This window comes from Cupriavidus malaysiensis (assembly GCF_001854325.1).
Classification (GTDB): domain Bacteria; phylum Pseudomonadota; class Gammaproteobacteria; order Burkholderiales; family Burkholderiaceae; genus Cupriavidus; species Cupriavidus malaysiensis.
In genome coordinates, this window is sequence record NZ_CP017754.1 from 2973246 (window position 1) to 2999374 (window position 26129).

The window sequence follows — 26129 nt, forward strand, 5'->3', positions numbered from 1 at the left end:
CATGGCGCGGCGGCACCAGGCGGCCGGCGCCTTCATAGGCGCTTTCCCCAAGCGACGCACTGCAATATTCCCGCTACACTGGCCCGTCAGCCGTCAATCCCGTCATGTCGTTCCTCGCCCGCCTCCTGCATGGCCTGCGCGCCGCCGCCCTCCCTCCTTCCGCTTCCGGCCCGGCCCAGGCGCAATCCAGCGGGCCGCCCTCAGCGGGCGGCGGCATGGCGCCGCTCGACAGCCTGGGCCCGGCCGATGACGCCATCGCGGCAAGTCCGCCGCCGCGCAGCCTGTGGTGGCTGCGCTGGCGCAACCTGGTCGCGACCAGCTGGTTCATGTTCATCCCGCTGGTGGCCATCGTGCTGTTCACCGTGGCCATGGGCGTCATCCTGTGGTCGCTGCACGAGACCGAGCGCCAGCAGCAGCGCGACGCCCTCTACCGCGACGCAGCCTGGGCGCAGCAGCGCGTGCGCCTGTCGCTGCTGAGCAACCAGGACCAGCTGGCCTCGCTGGCCCGCGACATCGCCGCCGCCCAGCTCGACCAGGGCGCCTACCGCACCGCCGCGCAGGAGATCCTGCGCGAAAACCCGGAAGTGGTCTTCATCAACTGGCTCGACGCCACGCGGCGCAGCCGCTGGTCGCTGCCGTCCACCTCGGAGTTCGCCAACCGCCTGCGCGAGACGCAGGACCAGCCGCTCGAGCCGGAAGTCCTCGACACCTTCGACGCCGCGCGCGAGACGCAGCGCGTGGTCTACTCGCGCCCGCTGGTCAACGACCGCGGCGACAGCTTCATGCTGATGGAGGTGCCGATCGTGCGCGATAACGAGTTCCTCGGCACGCTCGGCGCGCTGTACTCCATCAACGGCATCCTGACCCACCTGCTGCCGCCGGAGCTGACCGAACGCTACCGCTTCTCGCTGATCGACAAGAACAACCTGGTGCGCGCCAGCACCTCACTGCGCCCGGTTCCCGGCAATGCGCTGTCCTACGAGGTCCTGCTGGATCCGCCCGGCCATTCGCTGTCGCTGCGCGCCGACGCCTATCCGCCGCCCTCCAACCTGCCCAACAATATGCTGCTGTGGCTGGTGGTCGGGCTGTCCTGTTTCCTGCTGTGGAGCCTGTGGAGCATGTGGCGCCACACCAGCCGCCGCTCCGAGGCACAGCGCGCGCTGCTGGCCGAGACCTCGTTCCGCCGCGCGATGGAAAACTCGATGCTGATCGGCCTGCGCGCGCTCGACCTGAAAGGCCGCATCACCTACGTCAACCCCGCCTTCTGCCGCATGACCGGCTGGCAGGAAGGCGACCTCGTCGGCCGCCTGCCGCCCTTCCCCTACTGGCCCGCCAACGACCAGCCGGAGATGCAGAAGCAGATCGACCTGACGCTGCAGGGCAAGTCCCCGGCCGGCGGCTACGAAATGCGCGTGATGCGGCGCGACGGCAGCAGCTTCTTCGCCCGCATGTACGTCTCGCCGCTGGTGGACAGCCGCGGCCGCCATACCGGCTGGATGAGCTCGATGACGGACATCACCGAGCCCAAGCGCGCGCGCGAGGAACTCGCCGCCGCCCACGACCGCTTCACCACCGTGCTGGAAAGCCTGGACGCGGCGGTCTCGGTGCTGGCCACCGACCGTCCCGAACTGCTGTTCGCCAATCGCTACTACCGCCAACTGTTCGGCTGGGACGCCGACGGCCACCTCAAGCTGGCCGGCGACGAGGTGGACAAGGAACAGGTATCGGGCGACCACACCGACCACGTCGACGGTTACGCCGGCCTGCCCGCCTCGGAGCTGATGCCCTACAGCTCCGATGCGCGCGAGATCTTCGTGCCGGCCATGCAGAAGTGGTTCGAGGTGCGCCGCCGCTATATCCAGTGGGTGGATGGCCACCTGGCGCAGATGCAGATCGCCACCGACATCACGGTGCGCAAGGCCGCCGAGGAAATGGCGCGCCAGCACGAGGAGCGGCTGCAGTTCACCAGCCGCCTGACCACCATGGGCGAGATGGCCTCCTCGCTGGCGCACGAGCTGAACCAGCCGCTGGCGGCCATCAACAACTACTGCATGGGCGCGGTCGCGCGCCTGCACTCGGGCCGCAGCACGCCGGAAGACCTGATCCCCATCCTGGAGAAAACCTCGGCCCAGGCGGTGCGGGCCGGCACCATCATCAGCCGCATCCGCGGCTTCGTGAAGCGCAGCCAGCCGCAGCGCCGCGAGGCCGCCCTGCACGAGATCGTGGCCGACGCGGTCGGGCTGGCCGACCTGGAGGCCACGCGCCGCCGCGTCACCATCCTGACCCGCCTGCCGGCGCCACCGGTGCTGCTTTACGTGGACCCGGTGCTGATCGAGCAGGTACTGGTCAACCTGCTGAAGAACGCGGTCGAGGCCATGTCGGGCCTGCCGGCCATGCGTGCCACCGGCGTGGTGCGCCTGCACGCCCGCATCGAGCAGGGCGACCTCGGCCAGAACGTGCACATCGACGTGATCGACCAGGGGCCGGGCGTGGACGAGGCGACCAAGGAGCGCCTGTTCGAGCCCTTCTTCAGCACCAAGTCGGATGGCATGGGCATGGGCCTCAATATCTGCCGCTCCATCATCGAGTCGCACCAGGGCCGCCTGTGGGTGGAAAACAATGCGGATGGCATCGGTTGTACGTTTAAAATCACGCTGCCGATGCATCCCGGGCTGACCGAGCAGTAAGTCCTCCCGCCCCTCGGGGGTGGAGCGACGCCCGCGATGCGCTGCCATCAGCCGCCATCAGCTGCCATCCGGCGCCAAGGGCGTTTACACTTGGCAGCTACGACTTCGTTGTCCCAGGAGACTTCATGACCGCAACGCCAAACCCCACCTCCCACCGCGGCGAGACCGTCTTCATCGTCGACGACGATGAAGCGATGCGCGACTCGCTCACCTGGCTGCTGGAGGGCAATGGCTACCAGGTTCGCAGTTTCAGCAGCGCCGAACAATTCCTCGCCGCCTACGACGCCGGCCAGGTCTCCTGCCTGATCCTCGACGTACGCATGCCGGGCATGAGCGGCCCGGAGCTGCAGGAACGGATGATCGCCGAGAACATCAACATTCCGATCGTCTTCATCACCGGCCACGGCGACGTGCCGATGGCCGTGTCGACGATGAAGAAGGGCGCGATCGACTTCATCGAGAAGCCCTTCGATGAGGCCGAACTGCGCGCGCTGGTCGAGCGCATGCTGCAGAAAGCGCGCAGCGACCACTCCGTCGCGCGCGAGCAGCGCGCCGCCAAGGACCTGCTGGGCAAGCTGACCACGCGTGAGCAGCAGGTGCTGGAACGCATCGTGGCGGGCCGCCTGAACAAGCAGATCGCCGATGACCTGGGCATCTCCATCAAGACCGTCGAGGCGCACCGCGCCAACATCATGGAGAAGCTCAACGTCAACACGGTGGCCGACCTGCTGCGCCTGGCGCTGTCGCGCAACAGCTGAGGCGCATCGCCTGAACCGCAAGCCCCGGGGCCGCGCCAGCTGCCGGCCCGGCGCAGGCTCAGCGGCGCAGATAGTCCTCATCGAGGAAAGTCAGCACCCATTGCGGGCGATAGACCACGAATACCGCGACCAGCATCCCGCTCAGGAAGGCCTCGCCGAAGGCCAGCACGAGCAGCCCGGTCAGGACATCCGCCAGGGGCACCACACCGCGCGCCCCGCCCCACTCGCGCCACAAGGCCTGCGCGACCCCCGCGCCGAGCGCCGCCAGGCCCGCGCTGAAATAGCCGTGGCCGAGAATGAAGATGAAGGGGTGGTGTGGCAGCCAGCGCCGCATCGCCGCCTGCAGCACCGCCGCCAGCAGCGCTGGCGCCAGGCCCATCCAGACGAAGCGCGGCCACAGCGCCGCCCAGCCGATTTCCTGCCAGCCGCTGCCGGCCAGGAAAGCCAGTCCCAGCAACGAGATGACGTCGACCGCGAACAGCGACAGCAGCGCCAGCGGCAGGCCGAACAAGGTCGTCAGCAGCGCGGCGCCGGTCAACTGGAGCACCAGCCCGCCCGGCAGCGTGGCACGCACGGTCCATAACAATGCCGTCAGCACGAGGGCGCCCAGCCAGCCATGCTGCAGGTCATCGTGCGCCAGCGGGCGCCACGGCCGCTGCCACACGGCCCAGGCAAGACCGGCGAGCGACAGGACGGGCAGCAGAAATGGGAGGGTGGCGGGCATGCCGCCATGCTAGCAGCGGCCGGGATGGCCGCACTTGCACCGGATCAAGCCCGCCCACCCGGATCTCCGGCGGCGCACCGCACAAAAGATGCGCATGAATCACCCGCCTCCTTCCAAGCGCCCATCATTTCCAGGACCCCGTGCACTCACTAGAATAAAGACATCGATGTGGCGAGGCCGACGGCCACACGCCACGCACGGGAGATGCGATGAAGACCCTGTCCCCCAAGGAGGAGCGGGCGCACTGGCGCCCCTCCGACCGCGCCCTGAACGCCATCGCCGCGCTCATCGGCCTCGTCACGCTGGCCGTGGGCGTCGGCTGGCTGATCTACTCCTGGACGGTCGACCTTGAAGTGCCATTCTTCGAGATCCCGCTCGTGATCACCGTCCCGGTGATCGCCGCCGCCGCCTTCCGCTGCCTCTGGGACTGAGCGCGGCAGGCGACGCCCTCCGGACCGAGGAAGGCGGACGCCTCCCGCCCGGTCGGCCGGCGGCGCCCGCGTGTCGCCGCGCGGCGCGGCGCGGCGAGCTGCCCGGCGCACCACGCCGCCACGCGCGCAGGTGCCCGGTGCCGGCCAGACCTTATAATTCGGCTTTCGCATCGCTTTCCCTACCCCTCCATCGCTTTCCCCATGTCCGCCCAATTGATCGACGGCAACGCGCTTGCCAAACAAATCCGTTCCGAAGCCGCCGAGCGCGCCGCCCGCCTGACCGCACGCGGCCACCGCCCCGGCCTCGCCGTGGTGCTGGTGGGCGAGGATCCCGCCAGTCAGGTCTACGTGCGCAACAAGGTCAAGGCGTGCGAGGACAACGGCTTCCATTCCTCGCTGGACCGCTACCCCGCCGACCTGTCCGAGGCCGAGCTGCTGGACCGCATCGCACAGCTCAACCGCGACCCGCAGATCCACGGCATCCTGGTGCAGCTGCCGCTGCCCAAGCACATCGACAGCCATAAGGTGCTGGAGGCGATCGCTCCCGAGAAGGACGTCGACGGCTTCCACGTGGCCAACGCCGGCGCGCTGATGACCGGCGCGCCGCTGTTCCGTCCCTGCACGCCCTACGGCTGCATGAAGATGCTGGAGTCGGTCCAGTACCCGCTGCGCGGCGCCCGCGCGGTCGTGGTCGGCGCCTCCAACATCGTCGGCAAGCCGATGGCCATGCTGCTGCTGCAGGCCGGCGCCACCGTGACCATCTGCAACAGCAAGACGCGCGACCTGGCCGCCCACACCCGCGATGCCGACGTGATCGTAGCCGCGGTGGGCAGGCGCAACATCCTCACCGCCGACATGGTCAAGCCTGGCGCCGTGGTGATCGACGTCGGCATGAACCGCGACGACAACGGCAAGCTGTGCGGCGACGTGGACTTCGCCGGGGTCAAGGAAGTCGCCGGATACATCACGCCGGTACCGGGCGGCGTGGGCCCGATGACCATCACCATGCTGCTGGTCAACACCCTGGAGGCTGCCGAGCGCGCCGCCGGCTGACCCCGCCGCGCCGCCTGCGCCGCACCCGCCACATCCGGGGGTGGAAATGCGGCGCACCGCCCCCATCTGCCGGATATCGCCTGACTGCCTGACGCCCGGGCCCGCCAACCAGAGAATCGCCATGGACCAAGCCTCCCAAGCCAACGCCAACCCGCTGCTCGACTTCAGCGGCCTGCCGCGCTTCGCCGAAATCCGCCCCGAGCACATCACGCCTGCGCTGGACATCCTGCTGCAGGCTGCCGAGGCGGCCGTCGCGCGCGCCGAGGACCCGGCCACGCCGGCCACCTGGGAAGAGGCCGTCACGGCCCTGGAAGCCGCCACCGAGCCGCTGGGCCGCGCCTGGGGCGTGGTCGGCCACCTGAGCGCCGTGGCGGATTCGCCCGAGCTGCGCAAGGCGCACGCTGACAACCTGCCGCGCATGACCGAATTCTGGTCCTCGCTCGGCCAGAGCCTGGCGCTGTTCGAGAAGTACAAGGCGCTCTCGCAGAGCGAAGCCTTCGCGCAGATGAATGCCGCGCGGCGCCAGCTGATGGAGAACGAACTGCGCGGCTTCCGCCTGGGCGGCGCGGAACTGCCGGAGGCGCAGAAACCGCGCTTTGCCGAAATCCAGGAGGAGCAGGCCCGGCTGTCGAAGGACTTCTCCGATCACGTGCTGGATGCCACCAACGCCTACGCGCTCTACGTAGACGATGCCGGGCGGCTGCAGGGCCTGCCCGAGGACGTGCGCGAAGCGGCCCGCCTGGCCGCCGGCAAGGACGGCAAGGACGGCTGGAAGTTCACGCTGCACTTCCCTTCCTACTTCCCGGTGCTGCAGTACGCGGATGACCGCGCGCTGCGGCAGACCCTGTACGAGGCCAACGTCACCCGTGCCTCGGAACTGGGTGCGCAATACGGCAACGGTCAGGCCCAGTGGGACAACACCGGCAATATGCGCCAGCAGCTCGCGCTGCGCGGCGAAGAGGCGCGCATGCTCGGCTACCGGAACTACGGCGAGGTCTCGCTGGTGCCGAAGATGGCGCAATCGCCTGCCGACGTATTGCGCTTTCTCGATGAACTGGCGGCCAAGGCCCGCCCCTTCGCCGAGCGCGACTGGGCGGAATTGCAGGATTTCGCCGCCAAGGAGCTCGGCCTGGCCGCGCTGCAGCCATGGGACGTGGCCTACGCCTCGGAAAAGCTGCGGCAGCAGCGCTACGCCTTCTCCGAACACGAGGTCAAGCAGTACCTGCCCGAGCACAAGGTGCTGCAGGGCCTGTTCGGCGTCGCCGAGAAGCTGTTCGGCGTGCGCATCGCCGCCGAGCAGGCACAGACCTGGCATCCGGACGTGCGCTTCTTCCGCGTCACCTCGGCCCAGGGCGAGCTGCTGGCGCAGTTCTACATCGACCTCTACGCACGCGAAGGCAAGCGCGGCGGCGCCTGGATGGACGACGCGCGCGGCCGCAAGCGCCTCGCCGACAACGGCCTGCAGACCCCGGTCGCCTACCTGACCTGCAACTTCTCGGCACCGGTCGGCGACAAGCCGGCGCTGTTCACCCACGACGAGGTGATCACGCTGTTCCACGAGTTCGGCCATGGCCTGCACCACATGCTGACCCAGGTGGACGAACTCGGCGTGTCAGGCATCAACGGCGTCGAGTGGGACGCGGTCGAGCTGCCGTCGCAGTTCATGGAGAACTTCTGCTGGGAGTACGAGGTCCTGGCCGACATGAGCGCGCACGCCGAAAGCGGCGCGCCGCTGCCGCGCGTGCTGTTCGACCGCATGCTGGCCGCCAAGAACTTCCAGAACGGCATGATGACGCTGCGCCAGATCGTCTTCTCGTCTTTCGACATGCACCTGCACACCGACTACGACCCGCAAGGCGGGACGTCCGTGCTGGCACTGTCGCGTGAAATCAACGACCGCGTGCACGTGGTGCCGCAGCACCCGCTTTCGCGCTGGCCCAACACCTTCAGCCATATCTTCGCCGGTGGCTACGCGGCCGGCTACTACAGCTACAAGTGGGCAGAAGTGCTGTCGGCCGATGTCTATGCCGCCTTCGAGGAGGCCGGCAAGCTCTCGGGCAGCGTGCTGGACAACGAGACCGGCGCGCGCTACCGCCGCGAGATCCTGGCCGTCGGCGGCAGCCGGCCGGCCATGGAGTCCTTCATCGCCTTCCGCGGCCGCGAGCCGCAGATCGACGCGCTGCTGCGCCACGGCGGCATGGCGGCCTGACCGGCTGACCGCGGCGGTATCCCGCGCCGGGACCGCCGCCATCGGCTATGCACAGGGCGGCGCCGGGGAGACCCGGGCCGCCCTGTATTTTTTGTCCGGCCGCCGCAGCCAGAACAAACTGCCCTGCGGCCCGCCTGCCCCCCCCTTGTGCGCCGACGCGGCATCTTCCTCCCGGCACCGGCCATCCCGCCCAGGCAATTGGATCATTGGAGTGGGGAGGAAGGACATGCCAGGCGGGAATCGGTGCCAGGCGCAAAGCGCAGCCCTAGCCCGGCCATGGCGAGCCTTTGCCACCGCGCGATGCACCCGCCCGGCGTGGCAGGCACCGACCGGTCTCAGCGATTCAGTGGACCAGGCCCTCCAAGTATTTCAGCGCCCTGCCGCGGGAGATTCCACTGCGCGTCTTCCCGTCCATGCCCGGGCCACTGCGCAAGGGCAAGGGCAAGGGCAAGGGCAAGGGCAAGGGCAAGGGCAAGGGCAAGGGCAAGGGCAAGTCGATGGGACCAGCGGCCCGGACGGCATGGCCATCGATACGCACGACCGCCTCTTCGTCGCCCACCCCAGCCCGGGCTGGGGTCTGGGTCCCGAACCGGTGCGGCGAGTCCGACGCCATCCTCACCAACCCGACAGGGGCCACCGCCACGCCATTCAGGACGCGCAGAACGCGCGGGACGCTCAAGCCGCTGCCTGGGCGGCGGCGTCCTGCGGCGCCAGCGCCTGTTCGAGCCATTGCAGGACAAGGGCGTCGTGCAGCGCCTCGTACATCGCCTCGCGCCGCGGGAAATAGCGCTCGCCCTCGGCATCCGTCGCCATGGCGAAGGCATCGTCGACGGCCAGCCTGTCCAGCACCCGGCGCGACACCACTTCAGCGACGAGCTCCGCCTCCTGCGGCCAGGCTTCGCGCCCCGACCGCTCGGCGAGGCGCGCCAGCACCGCCTTGGCCAGCGCGCTGGCGCCCTGCAGGCGCGGCAGCCATTGGTCGAGCGCCTGCGCCATGCCGGGCTCCAGCGCCAGCGAAAATCCCTCGCGGTACTGCGGCACGCCCGGCACGCGCGCCGCCATGCACAGCAGTTCGTCTCCCGCCAGGCGGATCTCCTGCGGTCCGAACGTGCCGCGCGACTCGGCATGCCCGAGCGCGCTCCAGCAATCCAGGGCCGTCGCCTCGGGCGCACCGGTCGCAATGATGCGCACCGCGCCGGCGCCCGCGCCGCCAGGCTCCATGTCCGGGTGCAGGTCGAGGCCGATCCGCTCGCCGGTGATGGAGATGCCCGCCATGTAACGCTCAACGGTTGTCATGACAAGATTTCCTCCCACGTTGGTGCACATCGATGCCGCCCGCCTGCCGCAGGCTTGCTTGTATCTTAGAACCCAATCGACAATGGCGATGTGACGCTGTGCTGGCTGCAGCACGGGTTCCGGACCTTGCACCGGCTTTCCCGCAACCGCATGCCCCGACCATGACCACGCTCTACACACTTGCCTATCCCCGGCTTCATCCCGAGGACGGCCACCGCATCGAGGCGTTCCGCCGCGCCCACGATCCGCACGCCGCCCTGCTGCCGGCCCACTTCACGCTCGTGTTCGGCTGCGACAGCATTGTCACGGAGACCTACCTGCGACACGTAGAGGCGGTCTGCCGCCAGGCACGCCCGCTCGACTTTGTCTGCCGCTATGCCATGCCGGCCGCAGACGGCCCGGCACGAGCCTATGTCTATCTCGTCCCCGACCAGGGCTTCAGCGGACTCTCGCGGCTGCACGACACGCTGTACCGCGGGCCGCTGGCGGGCGCACTGCGGCTCGACCTGCCTTACATTCCGCACATCACGCTCGGCACCGCCGATCCCGCCACGGCCAAGCTGGCCAGCGACCGGCTCAACACCCCCGGCATCGAGATCCCCGGCCGCGTCGACACCGTGACCGTCGCCGCCATGGACGGCGGCGAGCTGCGGCACCTGGCGGAGTTTCCCCTCGGGGCATCGCCCGGCACCATGGCCTGAGGGAGCGGCTGCCGGCGCGCGGTTGCCGCTGGTACACTCCGCCTCGTAAAGATCGGCCCGCGCTCGAGCGGCATCGCTGCGGAGAGCATTGAGGCCCTCCTGAGCGGGCCGAGAGTCTAGCGAAACCCAATCGGGTAGCCAGCCGGGTAGCCAGAAAGAGATTTCCTTGGTCGCCTACCCCAAGGCCTTATCCGGACTAGGACACGAGAATCTATGCGCATTGCCACCTGGAATGTCAACTCGCTGAAGGTACGCCTGCCCCAGGTACTGCAATGGCTGACCGAGCAGGAACAGGCCGGTACGCCGATCGACGCGCTGTGCCTGCAGGAACTGAAGCTGCCCGACGACAAGTTCCCGGCCGCGGAACTGGCGCAAGTCGGCTACCGTGGCCTCTACACCGGCCAGAAGACCTACAACGGTGTCGCCATCCTGGCACGCACGGCCAGCCTGCCGGAGCCGACCGACACCTTGCTCAATATTCCCGGCTTCGAGGATGAGCAGCGCCGCGTGGTCACTGCCACCTATGGCGACCTGCGGCTGGTCTGTGCCTACTTCCCCAACGGCCAGTCGCCCGAGTCGGACAAGTTCGTCTACAAGCTGAAGTGGCTGGAGGCGCTGACGGCCTGGCTGAAGGACGAGCTGACGCGCCATCCGCGACTGGCATTGCTGGGCGACTTCAATATCGCGCCAGAAGACCGCGACGTGCACGACCCTGCCAAGTGGGAAGGCCAGAACCTGGTGTCGCCGCCCGAACGCGCCGCCTTCCGCGGCCTGCTCGAACTGGGCCTGGCGGATGCATTCCGGCGCTTCGAGCAACCGGACAAGAGCTTCACCTGGTGGGACTACCGCATGCTCGGCTTCCGCCGCAACGCCGGCCTGCGCATCGACCACATCCTGCTGTCGCCGGCACTGGCCGACCAGTGCAGCGCCTGCGTGATCGACCGCGTGCCGCGTACCTGGGAACAGCCCTCGGACCATACGCCGGTGGTGGCCACGCTGGCCGGCTGATACGCCACGGCGGAACGGCAGGGCATGCCGCGCCGCCGCTGCGCTACACTGCCCGCAGACCCACGCGCCCGACAGCGCCAAGATGACCATGCCAGAGCCCAGGATGAAACCGGCCGCCTTCCGCCATCGCAACCTCCCCCACCTGCTGCTGCAAGCGCGCGAAACCCTGATGGCCGGCTTCCGCCCGATCCTGCGCCAGTATGGCGTGACCGAACAGCAGTGGCGCCTGATGCGTACGCTCAACGAGCAAGGCGAGATGGAGCCCAACCAGCTCGCCGATGCCTGCCTGATCCTCAGCCCGAGCCTGACCCGCATGCTCAGCAGCATGGAAGAGGCCGGCCTGATCCATCGATCCCGCTCGACCACGGACCAGCGCCGCCAGTTGATTTCACTGACCGACCTGTGCCGGAACCTGGTCGCGGAAATGGAGCCCCTGATCGATCGCCGCTACGGTGAACTGGAACAACTGGTCGGTGCCGATCGGCTCGCCAAGGTCTATGCCGCCGTCGACGAGATGCTGATGTGCTTCGGCGAGGAAACCGCCGAGCGGCCTTGAACGCGTCGCCGCGTCGGAAGCCGCAAGACGGCCGTTCGGAACGAAGCGTCAGGGACGACAGGAAAACGAACCGCACGATCCGCGTGCAGGCACGCAGGCGGCAGGAGCCACGGGAACTGCGAAGCGGGACTGAGGGATGACGGTTGGGACGCTGCGTGGAATGCCGCTAGGCTGGACGACGGTCCGGTAGGGAGCGATCAGGCAAGGGATGGTTGACAGCGAGGCGGGCGTCCGCGGCAATCTGCACGCCTGGCCGGAAGGCAGGCCGCGGCAACGCCACCTCAGAGCGGTGCCACGTGGGCGCGCTTGACCACGATGGGTTGTGCGGCACCCTGCTCGATCAGCACGACCGCAGCGCGCTCGATGGTCTCGCGCCCGGCACGGAATGCCTCTTCGAGCGACAGCACCTGATCGGCGCTGAAGCCTTCCCACAGCGCCTCGCGCGTCACCACGCAAGTCACCTTTTCGCCATTGACAATGGCATGGAACAGCAAGCCTTCGTTATTGATGTCGTAGCGCTCTTGCTCTTGGAATTTGATTTCCATCGGTACAGCCCTCCATATGCAAGTGAGCAAACATCCTAACATGGCTCCGTGCAAATCGTGAGCGCGCGCCAGCCATGCCCTCTGTGCGGGAAGACCACCGGCAGCGCCGGGAGTTCCGCGCCATGCGCTGCCGGCGCAGGCGTGCGCACCCGCGCCTAATGCACGCCGCAAGCGCCGCAAAGAAGGTGCGCTCGCCCCCTTGCCGAAAGGGATCACGCAAAAAGATTTGACAGATCTGAAAATGCTGATAGAATCTCGTTCTTCTTCGGGGGGCGTTAGCTCAGTTGGTAGAGCAGCGGACTCTTAATCCGTAGGTCGAGTGTTCGAGTCACTCACGCCCCACCACCGAATTCCCAGAAAAACCGGAAGCCTCGCCGCTTCCGGTTTTTTGCTTTTGGCGGGCGATTTTCGCTTTCGGCGGACCGCTTCCGCTTCCTCGCGCCGGCTTGGCGGTTTCATCGCAGCAGAAGCGCGGACATCACGTGCGCAAGGCGCGCCTGAAGCACCCTGTGCCGCCCGCCGCCCGAGCCGCAGCTCAGGCGCCGCCGTGCCGGGCACGCTCGTACAGCGTGCGGGCCAGCGCGCGATGGCGCTCCAGCACCCGCGGCAGCTCGACTGTCAGCAGTTCGCCGTCGCGCACCACCACTTTGCCGTGGATCACGCTGAGCGACACCTTGCCCGGCGTGCAGAACACCAGCGCCGCCACCGGATCGTGGCCTGCTCCGGCATAGCCCACATCCGACATGTCAAAGGCGACGAAGTCGGCCGACATGCCCGGCGCCAGCGCGCCGATGTCGTCACGGTTGAGCGCGCTGGCCCCGCCCAGCGTGGCGATCTCCAACGCCTCTCGTGCACTCATTGCCGCGGGGCCGTAGCCCACGCGCTGCAGCAGCAGCGCCTGGCGCGCCTCGCCGAGCATGTGGGCGCCGTCGTTGGAGGCGCTGCCGTCGACGCCCAGCCCCACCTTGACGCCGATGTCGCGCATGGCGCGCACGGGCGCGATACCGGAGGCGAGCCGCATGTTCGAGCAAGGGCAATGGGCCACGCCGGTCCCGGTGCGGGCGAACAGCGCCATGCCAGCCTCATCCAGCTTCACGCAATGCGCATGCCACACATCGTGGCCGATCCAGCCGAGGTCTTCCGCATATTGCGCCGGCGTCAGGCCGAACTTCTCGCGCGAGTAGGCGATGTCGTTGTCGTTCTCCGCCAGGTGCGTATGCAGCGACACACCGTACTGCCGCGCCAGCAGCGCCGACTCGCGCATCAGCTCGCGCGACACGGAGAACGGCGAGCACGGCGCCAGCACGACCCGCAGCATGGCGTGCCGTTGCGCGTCGTGGTACTGCTCGACCAGGCGCTGGCTGTCGCGCAGGATGGCGGCTTCGTCCTCGACCACCGCATCGGGCGGCAGGCCGCCCTGGCTGCGGCCGACGCTCATGGAACCACGCGCCGCATGGAAGCGCATGCCCATGGCCTGCGCCGCAGCGATCGAATCGTCCAGGCGCGCCCCGTTCGGATACAGGTAGAGGTGATCGCTGGTGGTGGTGCAACCGGACAGCATCAGCTCCGCCATGGCGGTACGGGTCGAGATATCGATCATCTCGGGCGTCAGGTGGGACCACAGCATGTAGAGACTGGTCAGCCAGCCGAACAGCTCCGCGTCCTGCGCGGCGGGCACCGCGCGCGTCAGGCTCTGGTACATGTGATGGTGGGTATTGACCAGGCCGGGGATGACCACATGGCCGCGCATGTCCAGCACCTGGGCGCGGCCTTCGTCGATCTGGCGGCGATAGGCCACGGGCAGGTCCGCGGTGGCGCCCACCCATTCGACGGCGGGCCCCTGCGCGACCAGCGCGCCGCCGGCGATCTCGCGCCGGCCGGCATCCATGGTGACAAGCACGTCGGCGTTGAGCAGGATCAGCGTCATGGACAGGCTCCGATATCGATGCAGCAAGGAAAGGGAAAAACCCGGCAACGCTGCGCGGCAGACGCCTCGACAGGCGGAGCGACCGCGCCCGGGATGGACGGGGCCCAGTCTAGGGGCGGGCCGGGGCCGGCGCCAAGCGCAGAATTGCGCCGACGCTGTCCACAAAAGTTGCACAGCGCCGCCGCGGCGTGCGTGGCCGCGTCCGGCGCGGAAAACTCAGCCCAGTTCCGCCGAGCGCGCCGCCAGCTCCGCTTCGAGCGCCTGCGCGAACAGCTTCACGGCCACCGCCGCCCCGCCCTGCCGGCGCGCCACCAGCGTCAACGCCTGCCGCCGCAGGTGAGCGTCGCGCAGCGGCACATAGGCCAGCTCCCCACGGCGGCGCGCCTCGACCACATCGAGCGGGTTGAGCCAGGCCACGCCGGCCCCGGTCGCCGCCAGGCGCTGGATCAACGCGGTCGACGTGCTTTCGACCGCCGCCACCGCCACCAGCCCCTCGTGTGCCAGCGCCTCGTCGAGGATGGCGCGGATCGACAGCGCCGGCGCCGGCAGGATCAGCGGATGCCCCAGGCAGTCGGCCAGTCGGAGCGCCTGCGCGCCGGCGAGGGGATGACCCGGCGCCATGACCGCACCGATACCCCAATCGTTGCCCGCCAGCACGCGTAGCGACGCATGCGCGGGGAGGTCGTAACCCAGCCCGAGATCCACTTCGCCCGCAACGACGGCAGCGGCGATCGCCTCGACCGGCAGGTCGAGCAGCCGCACCACGATGCCGGGATTGCGCGCCCGGAATGCGCCGACCAGCGCGGGCATCAGCGAAGCGGCCAGGCCGGACGTAGTGGCCAGTGCAACCTCGCCACGGCGCGCGCCCTTGAGCTCCTCCACGCGCCCGAGCAGGGCAGCATGTTCACGCAAGGTCTGGCGCACGTGGGCCAGCACCATCTCGCCCAGCGGCGTCAAGCGCAGCCGCTTGCCGATACGTTCGAACAGCGGCGCGCCCAGCTCGGCCTCGAGGTCGAGAATCTGGCGATTGACTGCGGTCGGCGCGACGTGCAGCACCTCGGCCGCCTTGCGGATGGAACCGCAGCGGACCACCTCGTCGAGATAACGCAGGACTCTGGCATGCATGGCGTGATGAAGAGAAGCGGAACAAGGGCGAGACGCCAGCGCGGACCCGCACCGGCGGCGATGCACGATGCCGCGCCCCATGGCGACATCGCGCATGCTCTCACGACCTGCCGCCGCCAGAAAGAAATTTGAATTCGGTGCTTGCGCGATCGGAATAGCCTTGCTAGAATTTCGTTCTTCTTCGGGGGGCGTTAGCTCAGTTGGTAGAGCAGCGGACTCTTAATCCGTAGGTCGAGTGTTCGAGTCACTCACGCCCCACCACCGAATTCCCAGAAAAACCGGAAGCCTCACCGCTTCCGGTTTTTTTGCTTGGGCGCTTTGGAAGCGTTGGGTCCGCCCGGATTCGGGCGAAGCAACGGTCGCCGTCACCCTGACTTCCCGCGACTGCGCCGCCACGGTTGCCGCCACTCAGCGGCAACCGCACCACCGCCGCCCGCGCCCATATCCAAGCAGCGCCCCTCCTTTCAGGTTTTTCCGACTCCGCGCAAGCCGGGTAGTTACCGATTCCGCGGGCCGTGCTTTCGCGCTTGAATGGCGACCCAGCCCATATTGCGAAACAGAGTTCCGCTTAACGGAACCAGACGCGATCCCCGACGCAAGCGGGCTGCCTGTGCGGGTAGCGCCGGGCCTTGCTGCCGGGCTTCTGCAAACGAACAAAGCATAGTTGGAGGCATTCTTGAAATTCGCATCGATCGCCGGCGCCGTCGCCGCGCTTGTCGCCGCCATCCCGGCGAGCACCGCCCTGGCTCAGTCCTATCCCACCAAGCCGATCCGCCTGATCGTGCCGTTCGCGGCCGGCGGCACCACCGACATCGTCGCACGCTCGGTCGCCGACGGCATCGGGCGCGAGCTGGGCCAGCCCGTCGTGGTCGAGAACCGCGGCGGCGGCGGCGGCGCGATCGGCGCCGACGCTCTCGCCAAGTCGGCCCCGGACGGCTACACGCTGGGCATCGCCACGGTCAGCACCATGGCGACCAATCCGGCCACCAACGCGCGCAATCCCTATGACCCGATCAAGGATTTCGCGCCGATCAGCAACCTCGTCAACGTGCCCAACGTCCTGACGGTCAACCCGAAGGTACCGGCCAAGAGCGTGCACGAGTTCGTCACGCTGCTGAAGAGCAACCCGGGCAAGTTCAGCTACGCCTCGGCCGGCAAAGGCAGCATCTCCCACCTGGACGGTGAACTGTTCAAGTTCCTGACCAAGACCGACATGGTGCACATCCCCTATCGCGGATCGGGTCCGGCGCTCAACGATACGCTGGCCGGCCAGGTCAGCGCGCAGTTCGACAACCTGCCCTCCTCCATGCCCTTCATCCAGGCGGGCAAGCTGCGCGCGCTGGCGGTGGCCGCGCCCAAGCGCGTGGAAGGCCTGCCCGACGTGCCGACCTTCGCCGAGGCCGGCATGAAGGACATGAACAACATGGCCTGGTACGGTCTGGTCGCGCCGGCCAATACGCCGGCCGCCGTGATCGCGCGCGTGCACGACGCCGCCGTCAAGACCCTGCAGGACCCGGCGGTGAAGAAGCGCCTGGCCGACAGCGGCGCCTATACGGACGGCAATACGCCGCAGCAATATGCGGCGCAGATCAAGCGCGAACTGGAAATGCGCAAGAAGATCGCGCATGACCAGAACATCACGCTGGAGTAAGCTGCACGTCGCCCGGCCGGCAACGAACCGGCCGGGCGTCCTTATCCGGATGGCCGGCGCCTCATCTGCGTTCGATTATCGGCGGTACTTTTGATCTGGCGCAGGCTGGCGTCATGCGAGAAAGCGTTCAATCGAATTAGAGGAATGTTTCACCTCGCGGGGACTTGAGGCCGGGCGGCCCGCCCCGATATCGTAGTCAGCGCCGCGCGCATGCCGCGCGAGGCCATCACTAGCGAGGAAGATGATGCTGAAGAAGACCGTCTCTACCCTGGCCCTGGCCACTCTTGCGTTCACCGCCATGGCGCCGCTGGCCCATGCGCAGAAGAACTACACGGAGGGCGGCGACCTGTACGGCGGCGCGCACAGCGCGCAGAAGAAGAAGACCGACCCGACCGGCTCGGCCGCGCGCAAGGGCAAGTTCGATCCGTACAGCGAAGGTGCCCGCAAGAAGTCGACGGAGGCCAACCTGAACCCCGCCGCCGGCAAGGCCGATCCGTACACGGACGGTGCCAAGGCCGGCAAGTTCGACCCCTATACCGATGGCGCCAAGGCCGGCAAGGCCGACCCGTACACCGACGGCGCCAAGGCCGGCAAGTTCGACCCCTACACCGACGGCGCCAAGAAGCAGTAAGCACCGGCGCGGCCGGCGCAAGCCCGGCCGCGCGCCGATGCGCACGGCCACGGCCCGCCGCGACCGTGGCCCCGGGCCCGCCCCGCGCTCACGCGCAGGCGGGCTCTTTCTTTTGCACGGCAGCCGCCAGCGGACCATCCTCGCGCATCGAACCGTGGTCGCGATAGCGCAGGTGCCAGGCAAATGCCTCTTCCAGCAGATGCGGCGTCTGGCCGCCACGCACGCTGGCGCGCGCGACGTAGTCGCGCAGGGCATCGCGATAGAGCGGGTCGGCACAGTGGTTGATGATCTCCCGCGCGCGCTCGCGCGGCGCGAGACCGCGCAGGTCCGCCAGGCCGTGCTCGGTGACGATGATGTCGACGTCGTGCTCGGTGTGGTCGACGTGGGCCACCATCGGCACCACGCTGGAGATATTGCCGCCCTTGGCGATCGACTTGGTCACGAACACCGACAGGTGGGCATTGCGGGCGAAATCGCCGGAGCCCCCGATGCCGTTCATCATGTGCGTGCCCAGCACGTGGGTGGAATTCACGTTGCCGTAGATATCGCACTCCAGCGCGGTATTGATGGTGATCAGGCCCAGCCGGCGGATCACTTCCGGGTGGTTGCTGATCTCCTGCGGGCGCAGCAGCACGCGCGAACGGTAGTGGTCGAGCCGGCTGAGGAAGCGCGCATAGACATCGCGCGACAAGGTGACCGAGGACGCCGAGGCGAAGCTCAGGCGCCCCGCGTCGAGCAGTTCGATGGTGCTGTCCTGCAACACCTCCGAATACATCTTCAGGTCGGAGAAGGGCGAGTCGATCAGGCCGTGCAGCACCGCATTGGAGATGGTGCCGATACCCGCCTGCAGCGGCTGCAGCGAGGGCGACAGCCGGCCGGCGCGCACCTCGCGGTCGAGGAAGGCGATCAGGTGCCCGGCGATCTGCCGGGTCTCCGCGTCCGGAGGCAGCACGTTGGACGGGCTGTCGTCCTTGGCCGTGATCACGATCGCGGCGATCTTCTCCGGATCGACCGGGATGTACGGCAGGCCGATACGCTGGTCGACGGAGATCAGCGGGATCGGCTGGCGGTGGGGGCGCTGCACCGGGAAGGCGATGTCGTGCAGGCCTTCGAGCGCCAGCGGCATGTTCAGGTTGATCTCGACGATCACCTTCTTGGCCAGCATGGCGAAGCTGGCGGAATTGCCCACCGAGGTCGTCGGCACGATGCCGCCCTGCTCGGTTATGGCGGCCGCCTCCACCACCGCCACGTCGATCGGCGCGATCTGCCCGCCGCGCAGTTGCTCCACGGTCTCGGACAGATGCTGGTCGATGAACATGACCTCACCCGCGTTGATCTTGCGGCGCAGGGTCTCGTCCGACTGGAAGGGCAGGCGGCGCGCGATCACGCCCGCCTGCGACAGGACCTTGTCGATGTCGTTGCCGAGCGAGGCGCCGGTCATCAGGGTGATGCTGAACGGCTCGTCTGCCGCGCGGCGCGCCAGCGCGAAGGGCACGGCCTTGCAGTCGCCGGCCCGGGTGAATCCGCTCATGCCGACCACCATGCCGTCTCGAATCAGCTTGGCGGCCTCGTCGGCCTCCATCACCTTGTCATGGAGCCGGGGCAGGCGGATGCGTTCTTGGTACATCAGAGTGTCTCCTTCAGCGGAGGCGCCCGCCGCGGCCACACGCCGCTGCGGCGCGCACCGCAAGTGCATGCAGAAGTGTACGAAGGCTTTCACATTCCCGCGGGGATTTAAAGTCATACGATTAAGTCGCTTTTTTCATGAAAATCCTGCGTCATATCTCGCCCTGCTCCCCTCACGCCTTCATCCGCCGGATAGCGCACCATGCCCCCACGCAGCCGCGGGATATCGGCGCCATGCTGCATCGCACTCAGGCCTTTCTGCTAGGGTGTCGGCAAACCCGAAGGAGACACGCCGTTCATGCCATCCAGTGCACTCGAAGCCAGCGAACCCCTGATCCTCGCCTTGACCGACGCCATGACTGCCTGGCAAGGCGCGCTCGAGCTCACCCTGTCCGCCGCCGGGCTGAGTTACGTGAAGTGGCTGCTGCTGCGCGCCATCGCACGCGGCAATTTCACGCGCGGTGCCGCCCTGTGCGGTCCGGTGCTGATCGATCCCCCTTGGTCCGAGAGACTGCTGCGCGAACTGCGCGACGACGGCTGGCTGAGTTTCGCGGGCAGCGAGGCGCCGCGCATCCGCACTGACGCGGAAGACCGGGTACGGCGCGTCTGGCAGGCCGTCAAGGCCCTGCACTCGGTATCGGTGGCCCCCTTCAATGCACAGGAACGGGTCGCGCTGGGATCGCTGCTTGAACGCATGAAAGGCACCCTGCACGACCACACCGGGCGCCAGCGCCGCCTCGCGCCGGCTCAGGAGACCGAAGCGGCCTCCTGAGCCGGTGCGGCCCGGGCCGCCGGCACGGCCCGCATGGCAGTGCATCACGCGAAATTCCCCGGCGGGACCGCTCCGGCCGCGCAGATTGCCTAAAGTGGGAGCATGCACAAGCACCTCGCCGGGGAGGCAACATGCTGCCGCAACAAGAAGACAAGGTCGCACAACGCCTGGATGCGCTGATCGAGTTCGCGCGCGGGCGCCTGCCCCAGGCCACGGCGCCGGTGGTCGAGCCGTTCCTGCGCCACTACTATGACCTCAGCGACGCGGAGGATCTGCTGCAGCGCGACGTGGCCGACCTCTACGGCGCGGCCATGGCCCACTGGCAGACTGCACGCAAGTTCGTCTCGGGCACGGCCCGCCTGCGCGTCTACAACCCCCGGCTGGAGGAGCACGGCTGGCACTCCGACCACACCGTGGTGGAGATCGTCAACGACGACATGCCCTTCCTGGTCGACTCGGTGACGATGGAAGTCAATCGCCAGGGGCTGTCATTGCATTCCGCGCTGCATCCGGTCTTCCGCGTCTGGCGCGACGCCCATGGCGCGATCGCCCGCGTCAGCCTGGGCACCGCCGATGCCGGCGGCGCGACGGAGGCATCGCGCCTCGAATCGTTCATCCACTTCGAGATCGACCGCTGCAGCGAGGCGGCACAGCTCGAGGCCTTGCGCACCGGCGTCGCACGCATCCTCGGCGACGTGCGCGCCGCGGTCGACGACTGGCCGGCCATGCAGGACACGGCACGTGCGACCATCGCGACCATGGCAGGCGCCGCCGACGCCGCCACGCCATATGCCGCCGAGGCACGCGCCTTCCTGCAGTGGATGATCGACGACCATTTCTGCTTCCTCGGCCAGCGCGACTACCAGTTGATCAGCCAGGACGGGCGCTACTTCCTGCGCGGCCTGCCGGACTCCGGCTCCGGCATCCTGCGCCCCAGCCTGCGCGACCCGGCTGCCGAAGAGCTGACGCCGCTGCCGGCGGCAGCCTCCACCATCATTGCCGGCGACTCGCCGATCTTCCTCACCAAGGCCAATTCGCGCGCCACCGTGCACCGCCCCGGCTACCTCGACTACATCGGCATCAAGCTGCTCGATGCCGACGGCAATCTGTTCGGCGAGCGCCGCTTCGTCGGCCTGTACACCTCCACGGCCTATATGGTCTCCAGCGGCGAGATTCCGCTGGTGCGCCGCAAGTGCGCCAACATCCTGCAGCGCGCCGGCTTCCTGGCACGCGGGCACCTGTACAAGTCCCTCACCACCATCCTCGAGCAATATCCACGCGACGACCTGTTCCAGGCCGACGAGGAAGAGCTGTACGTCAACGCGCTGGGCATCCTGCGGCTGCAGGAACACCAACGGGTTCGACTGTTCGTGCGCCGCGACCGCTTCGACCGTTTCGTCTCCTGCCTGGTCTTCGTGCCGCGCGATCGCTATAACACGGACCTGCGCCAGCGCCTGCAGAAGCTGCTGGTCGAAGCCTTCAACGGCCAGGGCTGCGAATTCACGCCGTTGCTGTCGGAAGCACCGCTGGCGCGCATCCAGATGATCGTGCGCGGCGCGCCCGGCACCATGCCGCAGGTCGACACCGCCGAACTCGAAGCCCGTATCGTGCAGGCCACGCGCCGCTGGCAGGACGACCTTGCCGACGCCCTGCTCGCCGCCAGCGGCGAGGCCGCCGGCAACCGGCTGCTGCGCCGCTATGCCGAGGCCTTCCCCGCCGGCTACCGCGAGGACTACCCGGCGCGCAGCGCAGTACGCGATGTCGAGCTGGCCGAAGCCGCCAGCCATGGCAACGGGCTGGCGATGAACCTGTACCGCCCGATCGAGGCTCCGGCCGGCATGCTTCGGCTCAAGGTCTACCATGTCGGCGCGCCGATCGCGCTGTCGCACAGCCTGCCGCTGCTGGAACACCTCGGCGTGCGCGTCAACGATGAACGCCCCTACCGCATCGAGCCGGCCGGCGCGGCGCCGCTCTGGATGCACGACTTCGGCCTGGAGCTCGCCGACGGCGCGGAAAGCGGAAGCGGTCGCGCCGCCGAGGGGCTCGACCTGCATATCGATCGTGTCAAGGCCCTGTTCGAGGATGCCTTCGCCCAGGCCTGGGACGGACGCATCGAAAGCGACGACCTGAACCGCCTGGTGCTGCGCGCCGAGCTGGCAGCGCGCGACGTCACCATCCTGCGCGCCTATGCCAAGTACCTGCGCCAGGCCGGCGCGCCGTTCAGCAACGCCTACATGGAACGCGCGCTGACCGGCAATCCGGAGATCGCGGCGCGGCTGGTCACGCTCTTCATCACCCGCTTCGACCCGGCCGGGCCCGAGACGGCACGCGCCGAACGCTGCCAACAGTTGCTGGAGGCAATCGACAGTGCGCTGGACCAGGTTCCCAGCCTCGACGAGGACCGCATCCTGCGCATGTTCCTCGGCGTGATCGAAGCCACCGTGCGCACCAACCACTTCCAGCGCGGCGCCGATGGCCTGGCCCACCCCTACTTGTCGGTCAAGCTGGACCCCTCCCGCGTGCCGGGCCTGCCCGAGCCCCGCCCGATGTTCGAGATCTGGGTCTACTCACCACGCGTGGAAGGCGTGCACCTGCGCGGCGGCCGCGTCGCGCGTGGCGGCCTGCGCTGGTCGGACCGGCGCGAGGACTTCCGCACCGAGGTGCTCGGCCTGATGAAGGCGCAGATGGTCAAGAACACAGTGATCGTACCGGTCGGCTCCAAGGGCGGCTTCGTCGTCAAGCGTCCGCCACCGCCCAGCGAGCGCGACGCCTGGCTGCAGGAAGGCGTGGCCTGCTACCAGCTGTTCCTGCGCGGCCTGCTCGACCTGACCGACAATCTTGCCGGCGGCGCGGTCGTCCCGCCAGCCGATGTGGTCCGCCTGGACACCGACGACCCCTACCTGGTCGTCGCCGCCGACAAAGGCACAGCCAGCTTCTCCGACTACGCCAATGCGATCTCGGCCGAATACGGCTTCTGGCTGGGCGATGCCTTCGCCTCCGGCGGCTCGGTCGGCTACGACCACAAGAAGATGGCCATCACTGCGCGCGGCGCCTGGGAATCCGTCAAGCGCCACTTCCGCGAGATGGGCGTCGACACGCAGAACAACGACTTCACCGTGGTCGGCATCGGCGACATGTCGGGCGATGTGTTCGGCAACGGCATGCTGCTGTCGCCGCATATCCAACTGGTGGCCGCCTTCGACCATCGCCATATCTTTCTCGATCCCGCCCCGGATCCGGCGTCCAGCCTGCAGGAGCGCGAGCGCCTGTTCGCGCTGCCGCGCTCGAGCTGGGCGGACTACGACAGCCGCCTGATCTCCGCCGGCGGCGGCGTGTATCCGCGCAGCGCCAAGGCGATCGCGCTGTCGCCCCAGGTACGGGCCGCGCTCGGCACCGAAGCCACCTCCCTGTCGCCGGCCGAGCTGATCCATGCCATCCTGCTGGCGCCGGTCGACCTGCTCTACAACGGCGGCATCGGCACCTACGTCAAGGCGAGCAGCGAGACGCACCAGCAGGTGGGTGACCGCACCAACGACGCGGTACGGGTCAATGGTGCCGACCTGCGCTGCAAGGTGGTCGGCGAAGGTGGCAATCTCGGCTTCACCCAGCTCGGCCGCATCGAGTTCGCCCGCCGCGGCGGGCGCATCAATACCGATGCCATCGACAATTCCGCCGGAGTCGACTGCTCCGACCACGAGGTCAATATCAAGATCCTGCTCGGCCTGGTGGTGGCCGACGGCGAGATGACCGAGAAGCAGCGCAACAAGCTGCTGGCAGAGATGACCGAGGAAGTCGGGCAACTGGTGCTGCAGGATAACTACTTCCAGACCCAGGCGCTGTCGGTCGCCAGCCGCTATGCGGCCGAGCTGCTGGGTCCGGAGGCCCGGCTGATCCGCTCCCTGGAGCGCGCCGGCCGCCTCAACCGCCCGCTGGAGTTTCTCCCTTCCGACGACGACATCGCCCAGCGCAAGGCCGCCGGCGCGGGGCTCACCACGCCGGAGCGCGCCGTGCTGCTGGCCTACAGCAAGATGTGGCTGTACGACGCGCTGCTGGCCTCGGAGGTGCCGGACGACCCGCTGGCCGTCGGCTTGCTGGTGGACTACTTCCCGCAGCCGCTGCGCGAGCGCTATCGCGACACCATGGCACACCATCCGCTGCGGCGCGAGATCCTGTCGACCCACCTGACCAACCTGCTGATCAACCGGATCGGCGCGACCTTCGTGCACCACGTGATGGAGGAAACCGACGCGGCGGCGGCCGATATCGTGCGTGCCTGCATGATCGCGCGCCGCGTGTTCGGGCTCGAGCCGCTCTGGCAGGAGATCGATGCGCTCGACAATCGCGTGCCCGATGCCCAGCAGGCGCAGATGTTCGCCGCCGTGGCCCGCCTGATGGCACGTGCGGCCCTTTGGCTGCTGCGCCACCTGCGCAACGGAGCCGGCCTGCCGGCCGGCAGCGCGGAACGCTTCGCCAGCGCCGCGGCATGGCTGACGCCGCAGTTGCCGGCACTGCTGGACGAGGCCGGTGCGGCCGCCCTGGCCGAGCGCCGCCAGGCGCTGCTCGATGCCGGCGTGGGCGGAGAACTGGCCTTGCGCGTCGCGGCGGGGGAAATCAGTGCTGCGGCGCTGGACATTGCGGAAGTGGCGGCGGACACCGGGCGCGACCTCGCGGTCGCCGCCGGCGCGTATTTCGCGCTCGATGCCCTGCTCAGCTTCGGCTGGCTGCGCGATCGCGCGCTGGCGCTGCCGGTGGACACGCGCTGGGACCTGCTGGCACGCACCTCGATGCTGGAAGACCTGAGCAGACTGCGGCGCGTGCTGACCGCCAGCGTGCTATCGCAACCACACGAGCCGGACACGCCGGAAGCGCTGATCGCTGCCTGGCGGGCCAACCGGCAGGAACGGCTCGAGCACTACGCGCAGATGCTCGCCGAACAACGCGCCAGCGGTGCCGGCGGACTGTCTGTGCTGTCGGTCGCGGTGCGCGAGATCGGATTGCTGGAGCGGTGCTGAAGCCTGCACCGTCCCGGTGCAGGCTCAGTCCTGCTGTTCGGCCTCGCGCGCGCGGAGTTCCAGCCCGAAACGGATGAAGAGATCAAAGGCGTCAGCGAGCAGGTGCTGTTGCCGCGGCAGCAGGCTGGCGTAGGGCATGTCGAAAATCGACTGGTGTGCGCCGCGATCACCCTTGAGCCCCTTGTCGCGGGCGATGTCCGACAACAGGGCGGCAAAGCCTGTCAGGTCTTCCGCATCCAGCGCGGCATTGAGGACGCGGGCAATCACCTGCGGCGAGGCGCCGGTCCAGCCAAGCAGTTCGGCATTGGCGGCCCCATGGGAATGGTCACTTTGCTTCATGCCCACGTTAACGTCGCCACCGGGACAGCCTTTAGCTGGCGGCGCCGCACCCCGCCCCCTACGAAGGTTGGGTATGTCCAGCCACTGCCCGAGGCGCCCCGCGCGCCGGCGAACGGCGTCAGATGGCCGCTTCGCGCACCTTGCCATGCTGGAAAAAGTGCGCGAGATTCCGTTCCACCAGGTCCGCCATGGCCTGCCGTGTCTCGCGCGTGTTGCTGGCGATATGCGGCAGCAGCACGACGTTGTCCAGGCCGAGCAAGGCATCCGGCACCTCGGGTTCGTGCGCGAAGACATCGAGCCCGGCACCGCCCAGCCGGCCTGCTGCCAGTGCGCGCACCAGCGCCTCTTCGTCGACCACGCTGCCGCGTGCGATGTTGATGAGGAAGCCCTGCGGACCGAGCGCCTCGATCACCGACGCCGAGACCAGGCCGCGCGTCTGCGGCCCGCCGGCGGTGGCGATGACCAGGAAGTCAGACCAGCGCGCCAGCGCCTCCAGCGATGGCTCATGCGCATACGGGACGCCATCTGCCGGCCCGCGGGTGTGGTAGCGGACCTCCATGTCGAAACCCTGCGAACGGCGCGCGATCACCTTGCCGATGCGGCCCATGCCGACGATGCCCAGCCGCTTGCCGCTGACCCGCGTGCTCAGCGGGAACGCCGCGCGCGGCCAGTCGCCGCGCCGCACGAAGCGGTCGGCCGCGCTGATGCCGCGCGCCACGTCCATCAGCAGCGCGAAGGCGGCATCGGCGACGCAGTCGTTGAGGACATCGGGCGTGAAGCCGACCGCGATGCCGCGCGCGCGCGCCGCCTCCAGGTCGATCTTGTCCAGGCCGACGCCGAAGCTCGAGATCACGCGCAGGGCGGGCAAGGCACCGATCAACCCGGCATCCGCGCCGTGCGCCGCGCGCGTGGTCAGCGCCACGAACTCGTGGCCATGCGCGGCGAGAAAGGCGGCCGGATCGCGCTCCTGCCAGAAGGGATGGACATCGTATTGCGCCGCCAGGCGCGCCTCGAGCGCGTCAGGCAGTCTGCCGTGCTGCAACAAACGGGGTTTCATCGCTGCGTTTCCTGTTTCCTG

20 protein-coding genes and 2 tRNA genes are annotated in these 26129 nt (G+C 68.4%); 14 read left to right on the plus strand and 8 right to left on the minus strand.

The annotated features are described in order from the left end of the window. Positions 1–104 precede the first annotated feature (104 nt). Positions 105–2687, plus strand: coding sequence for a PAS domain S-box protein (locus tag BKK80_RS13130; RefSeq protein ID WP_071038250.1), 2583 nt, complete (start codon positions 105–107; stop codon positions 2685–2687). 125 nt (positions 2688–2812) lie between these two features. Continuing rightward, on the plus strand, positions 2813–3445 hold the full coding sequence (locus BKK80_RS13135; RefSeq protein WP_071013525.1) for a response regulator transcription factor: 633 nt from the start codon (positions 2813–2815) through the stop codon (positions 3443–3445). A 58-nt stretch (positions 3446–3503) separates the two neighbouring features. Here the strand turns inward: BKK80_RS13135 and BKK80_RS13140 are convergent, their stop codons facing one another. After that, entirely contained in the window at positions 3504–4169 is a 666-nt protein-coding gene (locus tag BKK80_RS13140; protein WP_071038249.1) for an energy-coupling factor ABC transporter permease, read from the minus strand. 209 nt (positions 4170–4378) lie between these two features. On the opposite strand from BKK80_RS13140, the gene BKK80_RS13145 reads away from it, so the two are divergent. The 3 genes from BKK80_RS13145 (at position 4379) to BKK80_RS13155 (ending at position 7862) form a co-directional block, all read left to right on the plus strand. After that, a complete protein-coding gene (locus tag BKK80_RS13145) occupies positions 4379–4600 on the plus strand; it encodes a hypothetical protein (RefSeq protein ID WP_071013530.1) in 222 nt (73 codons plus the stop codon). Positions 4601–4801: 201 nt separating this feature from the next. Further along, complete coding sequence (folD, locus tag BKK80_RS13150; protein ID WP_071013533.1) at positions 4802–5653, plus strand: bifunctional methylenetetrahydrofolate dehydrogenase/methenyltetrahydrofolate cyclohydrolase FolD; 852 nt, start codon at positions 4802–4804, stop codon at positions 5651–5653. Between the two features lie 121 nt (positions 5654–5774). Further along, a complete protein-coding gene (locus tag BKK80_RS13155) occupies positions 5775–7862 on the plus strand; it encodes a M3 family metallopeptidase (protein ID WP_071069745.1) in 2088 nt (695 codons plus the stop codon). 675 nt (positions 7863–8537) lie between these two features. On the opposite strand, the gene BKK80_RS13165 is transcribed toward BKK80_RS13155, so the two are convergent. After that, a complete protein-coding gene (locus BKK80_RS13165) occupies positions 8538–9158 on the minus strand; it encodes a hypothetical protein (RefSeq protein WP_157903220.1) in 621 nt (206 codons plus the stop codon). 161 nt (positions 9159–9319) lie between these two features. On the opposite strand from BKK80_RS13165, the gene BKK80_RS13170 reads away from it, so the two are divergent. The 3 genes from BKK80_RS13170 (at position 9320) to hpaR (ending at position 11423) form a co-directional block, all read left to right on the plus strand. Beyond that, the gene (locus tag BKK80_RS13170; RefSeq protein ID WP_071069752.1) at positions 9320–9859 is read left to right on the plus strand and encodes a 2'-5' RNA ligase family protein; all 540 of its coding nucleotides are present in this window, start codon (positions 9320–9322) and stop codon (positions 9857–9859) included. Between the two features lie 213 nt (positions 9860–10072). After that, positions 10073–10867 carry an exodeoxyribonuclease III gene (gene xth, locus BKK80_RS13175; protein ID WP_071013546.1) on the plus strand — a complete coding sequence of 265 codons (795 nt, stop codon included), beginning with the start codon at positions 10073–10075 and terminating at the stop codon, positions 10865–10867. A 103-nt stretch (positions 10868–10970) separates the two neighbouring features. After that, positions 10971–11423 (plus strand): homoprotocatechuate degradation operon regulator HpaR, encoded by a 453-nt coding sequence (gene hpaR / locus BKK80_RS13180; protein ID WP_071013549.1) that lies wholly within the window; start codon positions 10971–10973, stop codon positions 11421–11423. Between the two features lie 281 nt (positions 11424–11704). Here the strand turns inward: hpaR and BKK80_RS13185 are convergent, their stop codons facing one another. Next, entirely contained in the window at positions 11705–11968 is a 264-nt protein-coding gene (locus tag BKK80_RS13185; protein ID WP_071013551.1) for a DUF1488 family protein, read from the minus strand. A gap of 269 nt (positions 11969–12237) precedes the next feature. Between BKK80_RS13185 and BKK80_RS13190 the strand changes: the two genes are divergently transcribed. Then, positions 12238–12313: transfer RNA gene (locus BKK80_RS13190), tRNA-Lys, on the plus strand. A 190-nt stretch (positions 12314–12503) separates the two neighbouring features. On the opposite strand, the gene BKK80_RS13195 is transcribed toward BKK80_RS13190, so the two are convergent. Beyond that, on the minus strand, positions 12504–13895 hold the full coding sequence (locus BKK80_RS13195) for an 8-oxoguanine deaminase (protein ID WP_071069754.1): 1392 nt from the start codon (positions 13893–13895) through the stop codon (positions 12504–12506). Between the two features lie 216 nt (positions 13896–14111). Then, the gene (locus BKK80_RS13200) at positions 14112–15020 is read right to left on the minus strand and encodes a LysR family transcriptional regulator (RefSeq protein WP_071069756.1); all 909 of its coding nucleotides are present in this window, start codon (positions 15018–15020) and stop codon (positions 14112–14114) included. A gap of 185 nt (positions 15021–15205) precedes the next feature. Between BKK80_RS13200 and BKK80_RS13205 the strand changes: the two genes are divergently transcribed. The 3 genes from BKK80_RS13205 (at position 15206) to BKK80_RS13215 (ending at position 17302) form a co-directional block, all read left to right on the plus strand. After that, positions 15206–15281 (plus strand) — tRNA-Lys (locus tag BKK80_RS13205). A gap of 430 nt (positions 15282–15711) precedes the next feature. Further along, positions 15712–16671 carry a tripartite tricarboxylate transporter substrate binding protein BugE gene (locus BKK80_RS13210; protein ID WP_156811373.1) on the plus strand — a complete coding sequence of 320 codons (960 nt, stop codon included), beginning with the start codon at positions 15712–15714 and terminating at the stop codon, positions 16669–16671. Positions 16672–16915: 244 nt separating this feature from the next. After that, a complete protein-coding gene (locus tag BKK80_RS13215; protein ID WP_071016449.1) occupies positions 16916–17302 on the plus strand; it encodes a hypothetical protein in 387 nt (128 codons plus the stop codon). An 88-nt stretch (positions 17303–17390) separates the two neighbouring features. On the opposite strand, the gene BKK80_RS13220 is transcribed toward BKK80_RS13215, so the two are convergent. Next, a complete protein-coding gene (locus tag BKK80_RS13220; RefSeq protein ID WP_071013561.1) occupies positions 17391–18929 on the minus strand; it encodes an acetyl-CoA hydrolase/transferase family protein in 1539 nt (512 codons plus the stop codon). A 297-nt stretch (positions 18930–19226) separates the two neighbouring features. Here BKK80_RS13220 and BKK80_RS13225 point away from each other — a divergent pair, with 297 nt between their 5' ends. Then, positions 19227–19700, plus strand: a complete 474-nt coding sequence (locus tag BKK80_RS13225) for a hypothetical protein (protein WP_071013564.1) — start codon at positions 19227–19229, stop codon at positions 19698–19700. Positions 19701–19831: 131 nt separating this feature from the next. Continuing rightward, positions 19832–24712: an NAD-glutamate dehydrogenase gene (locus tag BKK80_RS13230; RefSeq protein ID WP_071013566.1), complete on the plus strand. Its 4881-nt coding sequence runs from the start codon at positions 19832–19834 to the stop codon at positions 24710–24712. A gap of 24 nt (positions 24713–24736) precedes the next feature. On the opposite strand, the gene BKK80_RS13235 is transcribed toward BKK80_RS13230, so the two are convergent. Together BKK80_RS13235 and BKK80_RS13240 are read right to left on the minus strand one after the other, a co-directional pair. Beyond that, positions 24737–25051 (minus strand): hypothetical protein, encoded by a 315-nt coding sequence (locus BKK80_RS13235; RefSeq protein ID WP_071013569.1) that lies wholly within the window; start codon positions 25049–25051, stop codon positions 24737–24739. A gap of 118 nt (positions 25052–25169) precedes the next feature. Further along, a complete protein-coding gene (locus BKK80_RS13240; RefSeq protein WP_071013571.1) occupies positions 25170–26108 on the minus strand; it encodes a 2-hydroxyacid dehydrogenase in 939 nt (312 codons plus the stop codon). Between the last annotated feature and the right edge of the window lie 21 nt (positions 26109–26129).

Coding starts and splice junctions, on each gene's coding strand:
- folD (WP_071013533.1), top strand. CDS start 4,802: ATGTCCGCCCAATTGATCGACGGCAACGCGCTTGCCAAACAAATCCGT.
- BKK80_RS13185 (WP_071013551.1), bottom strand. CDS start 11,968: ATGGAAATCAAATTCCAAGAGCAAGAGCGCTACGACATCAATAACGAA.
- BKK80_RS13220 (WP_071013561.1), bottom strand. CDS start 18,929: ATGTACCAAGAACGCATCCGCCTGCCCCGGCTCCATGACAAGGTGATG.
- BKK80_RS13130 (WP_071038250.1), top strand. CDS start 105: ATGTCGTTCCTCGCCCGCCTCCTGCATGGCCTGCGCGCCGCCGCCCTC.
- BKK80_RS13235 (WP_071013569.1), bottom strand. CDS start 25,051: ATGAAGCAAAGTGACCATTCCCATGGGGCCGCCAATGCCGAACTGCTT.
- BKK80_RS13200 (WP_071069756.1), bottom strand. CDS start 15,020: ATGCATGCCAGAGTCCTGCGTTATCTCGACGAGGTGGTCCGCTGCGGT.
- BKK80_RS13155 (WP_071069745.1), top strand. CDS start 5,775: ATGGACCAAGCCTCCCAAGCCAACGCCAACCCGCTGCTCGACTTCAGC.
- BKK80_RS13140 (WP_071038249.1), bottom strand. CDS start 4,169: ATGCCCGCCACCCTCCCATTTCTGCTGCCCGTCCTGTCGCTCGCCGGT.
- BKK80_RS13225 (WP_071013564.1), top strand. CDS start 19,227: ATGCCATCCAGTGCACTCGAAGCCAGCGAACCCCTGATCCTCGCCTTG.
- xth (WP_071013546.1), top strand. CDS start 10,073: ATGCGCATTGCCACCTGGAATGTCAACTCGCTGAAGGTACGCCTGCCC.
- BKK80_RS13165 (WP_157903220.1), bottom strand. CDS start 9,158: ATGACAACCGTTGAGCGTTACATGGCGGGCATCTCCATCACCGGCGAG.
- BKK80_RS13240 (WP_071013571.1), bottom strand. CDS start 26,108: ATGAAACCCCGTTTGTTGCAGCACGGCAGACTGCCTGACGCGCTCGAG.
- BKK80_RS13230 (WP_071013566.1), top strand. CDS start 19,832: ATGCTGCCGCAACAAGAAGACAAGGTCGCACAACGCCTGGATGCGCTG.
- BKK80_RS13195 (WP_071069754.1), bottom strand. CDS start 13,895: ATGACGCTGATCCTGCTCAACGCCGACGTGCTTGTCACCATGGATGCC.
- BKK80_RS13135 (WP_071013525.1), top strand. CDS start 2,813: ATGACCGCAACGCCAAACCCCACCTCCCACCGCGGCGAGACCGTCTTC.
- BKK80_RS13170 (WP_071069752.1), top strand. CDS start 9,320: ATGACCACGCTCTACACACTTGCCTATCCCCGGCTTCATCCCGAGGAC.
- BKK80_RS13215 (WP_071016449.1), top strand. CDS start 16,916: ATGCTGAAGAAGACCGTCTCTACCCTGGCCCTGGCCACTCTTGCGTTC.
- hpaR (WP_071013549.1), top strand. CDS start 10,971: ATGAAACCGGCCGCCTTCCGCCATCGCAACCTCCCCCACCTGCTGCTG.
- BKK80_RS13145 (WP_071013530.1), top strand. CDS start 4,379: ATGAAGACCCTGTCCCCCAAGGAGGAGCGGGCGCACTGGCGCCCCTCC.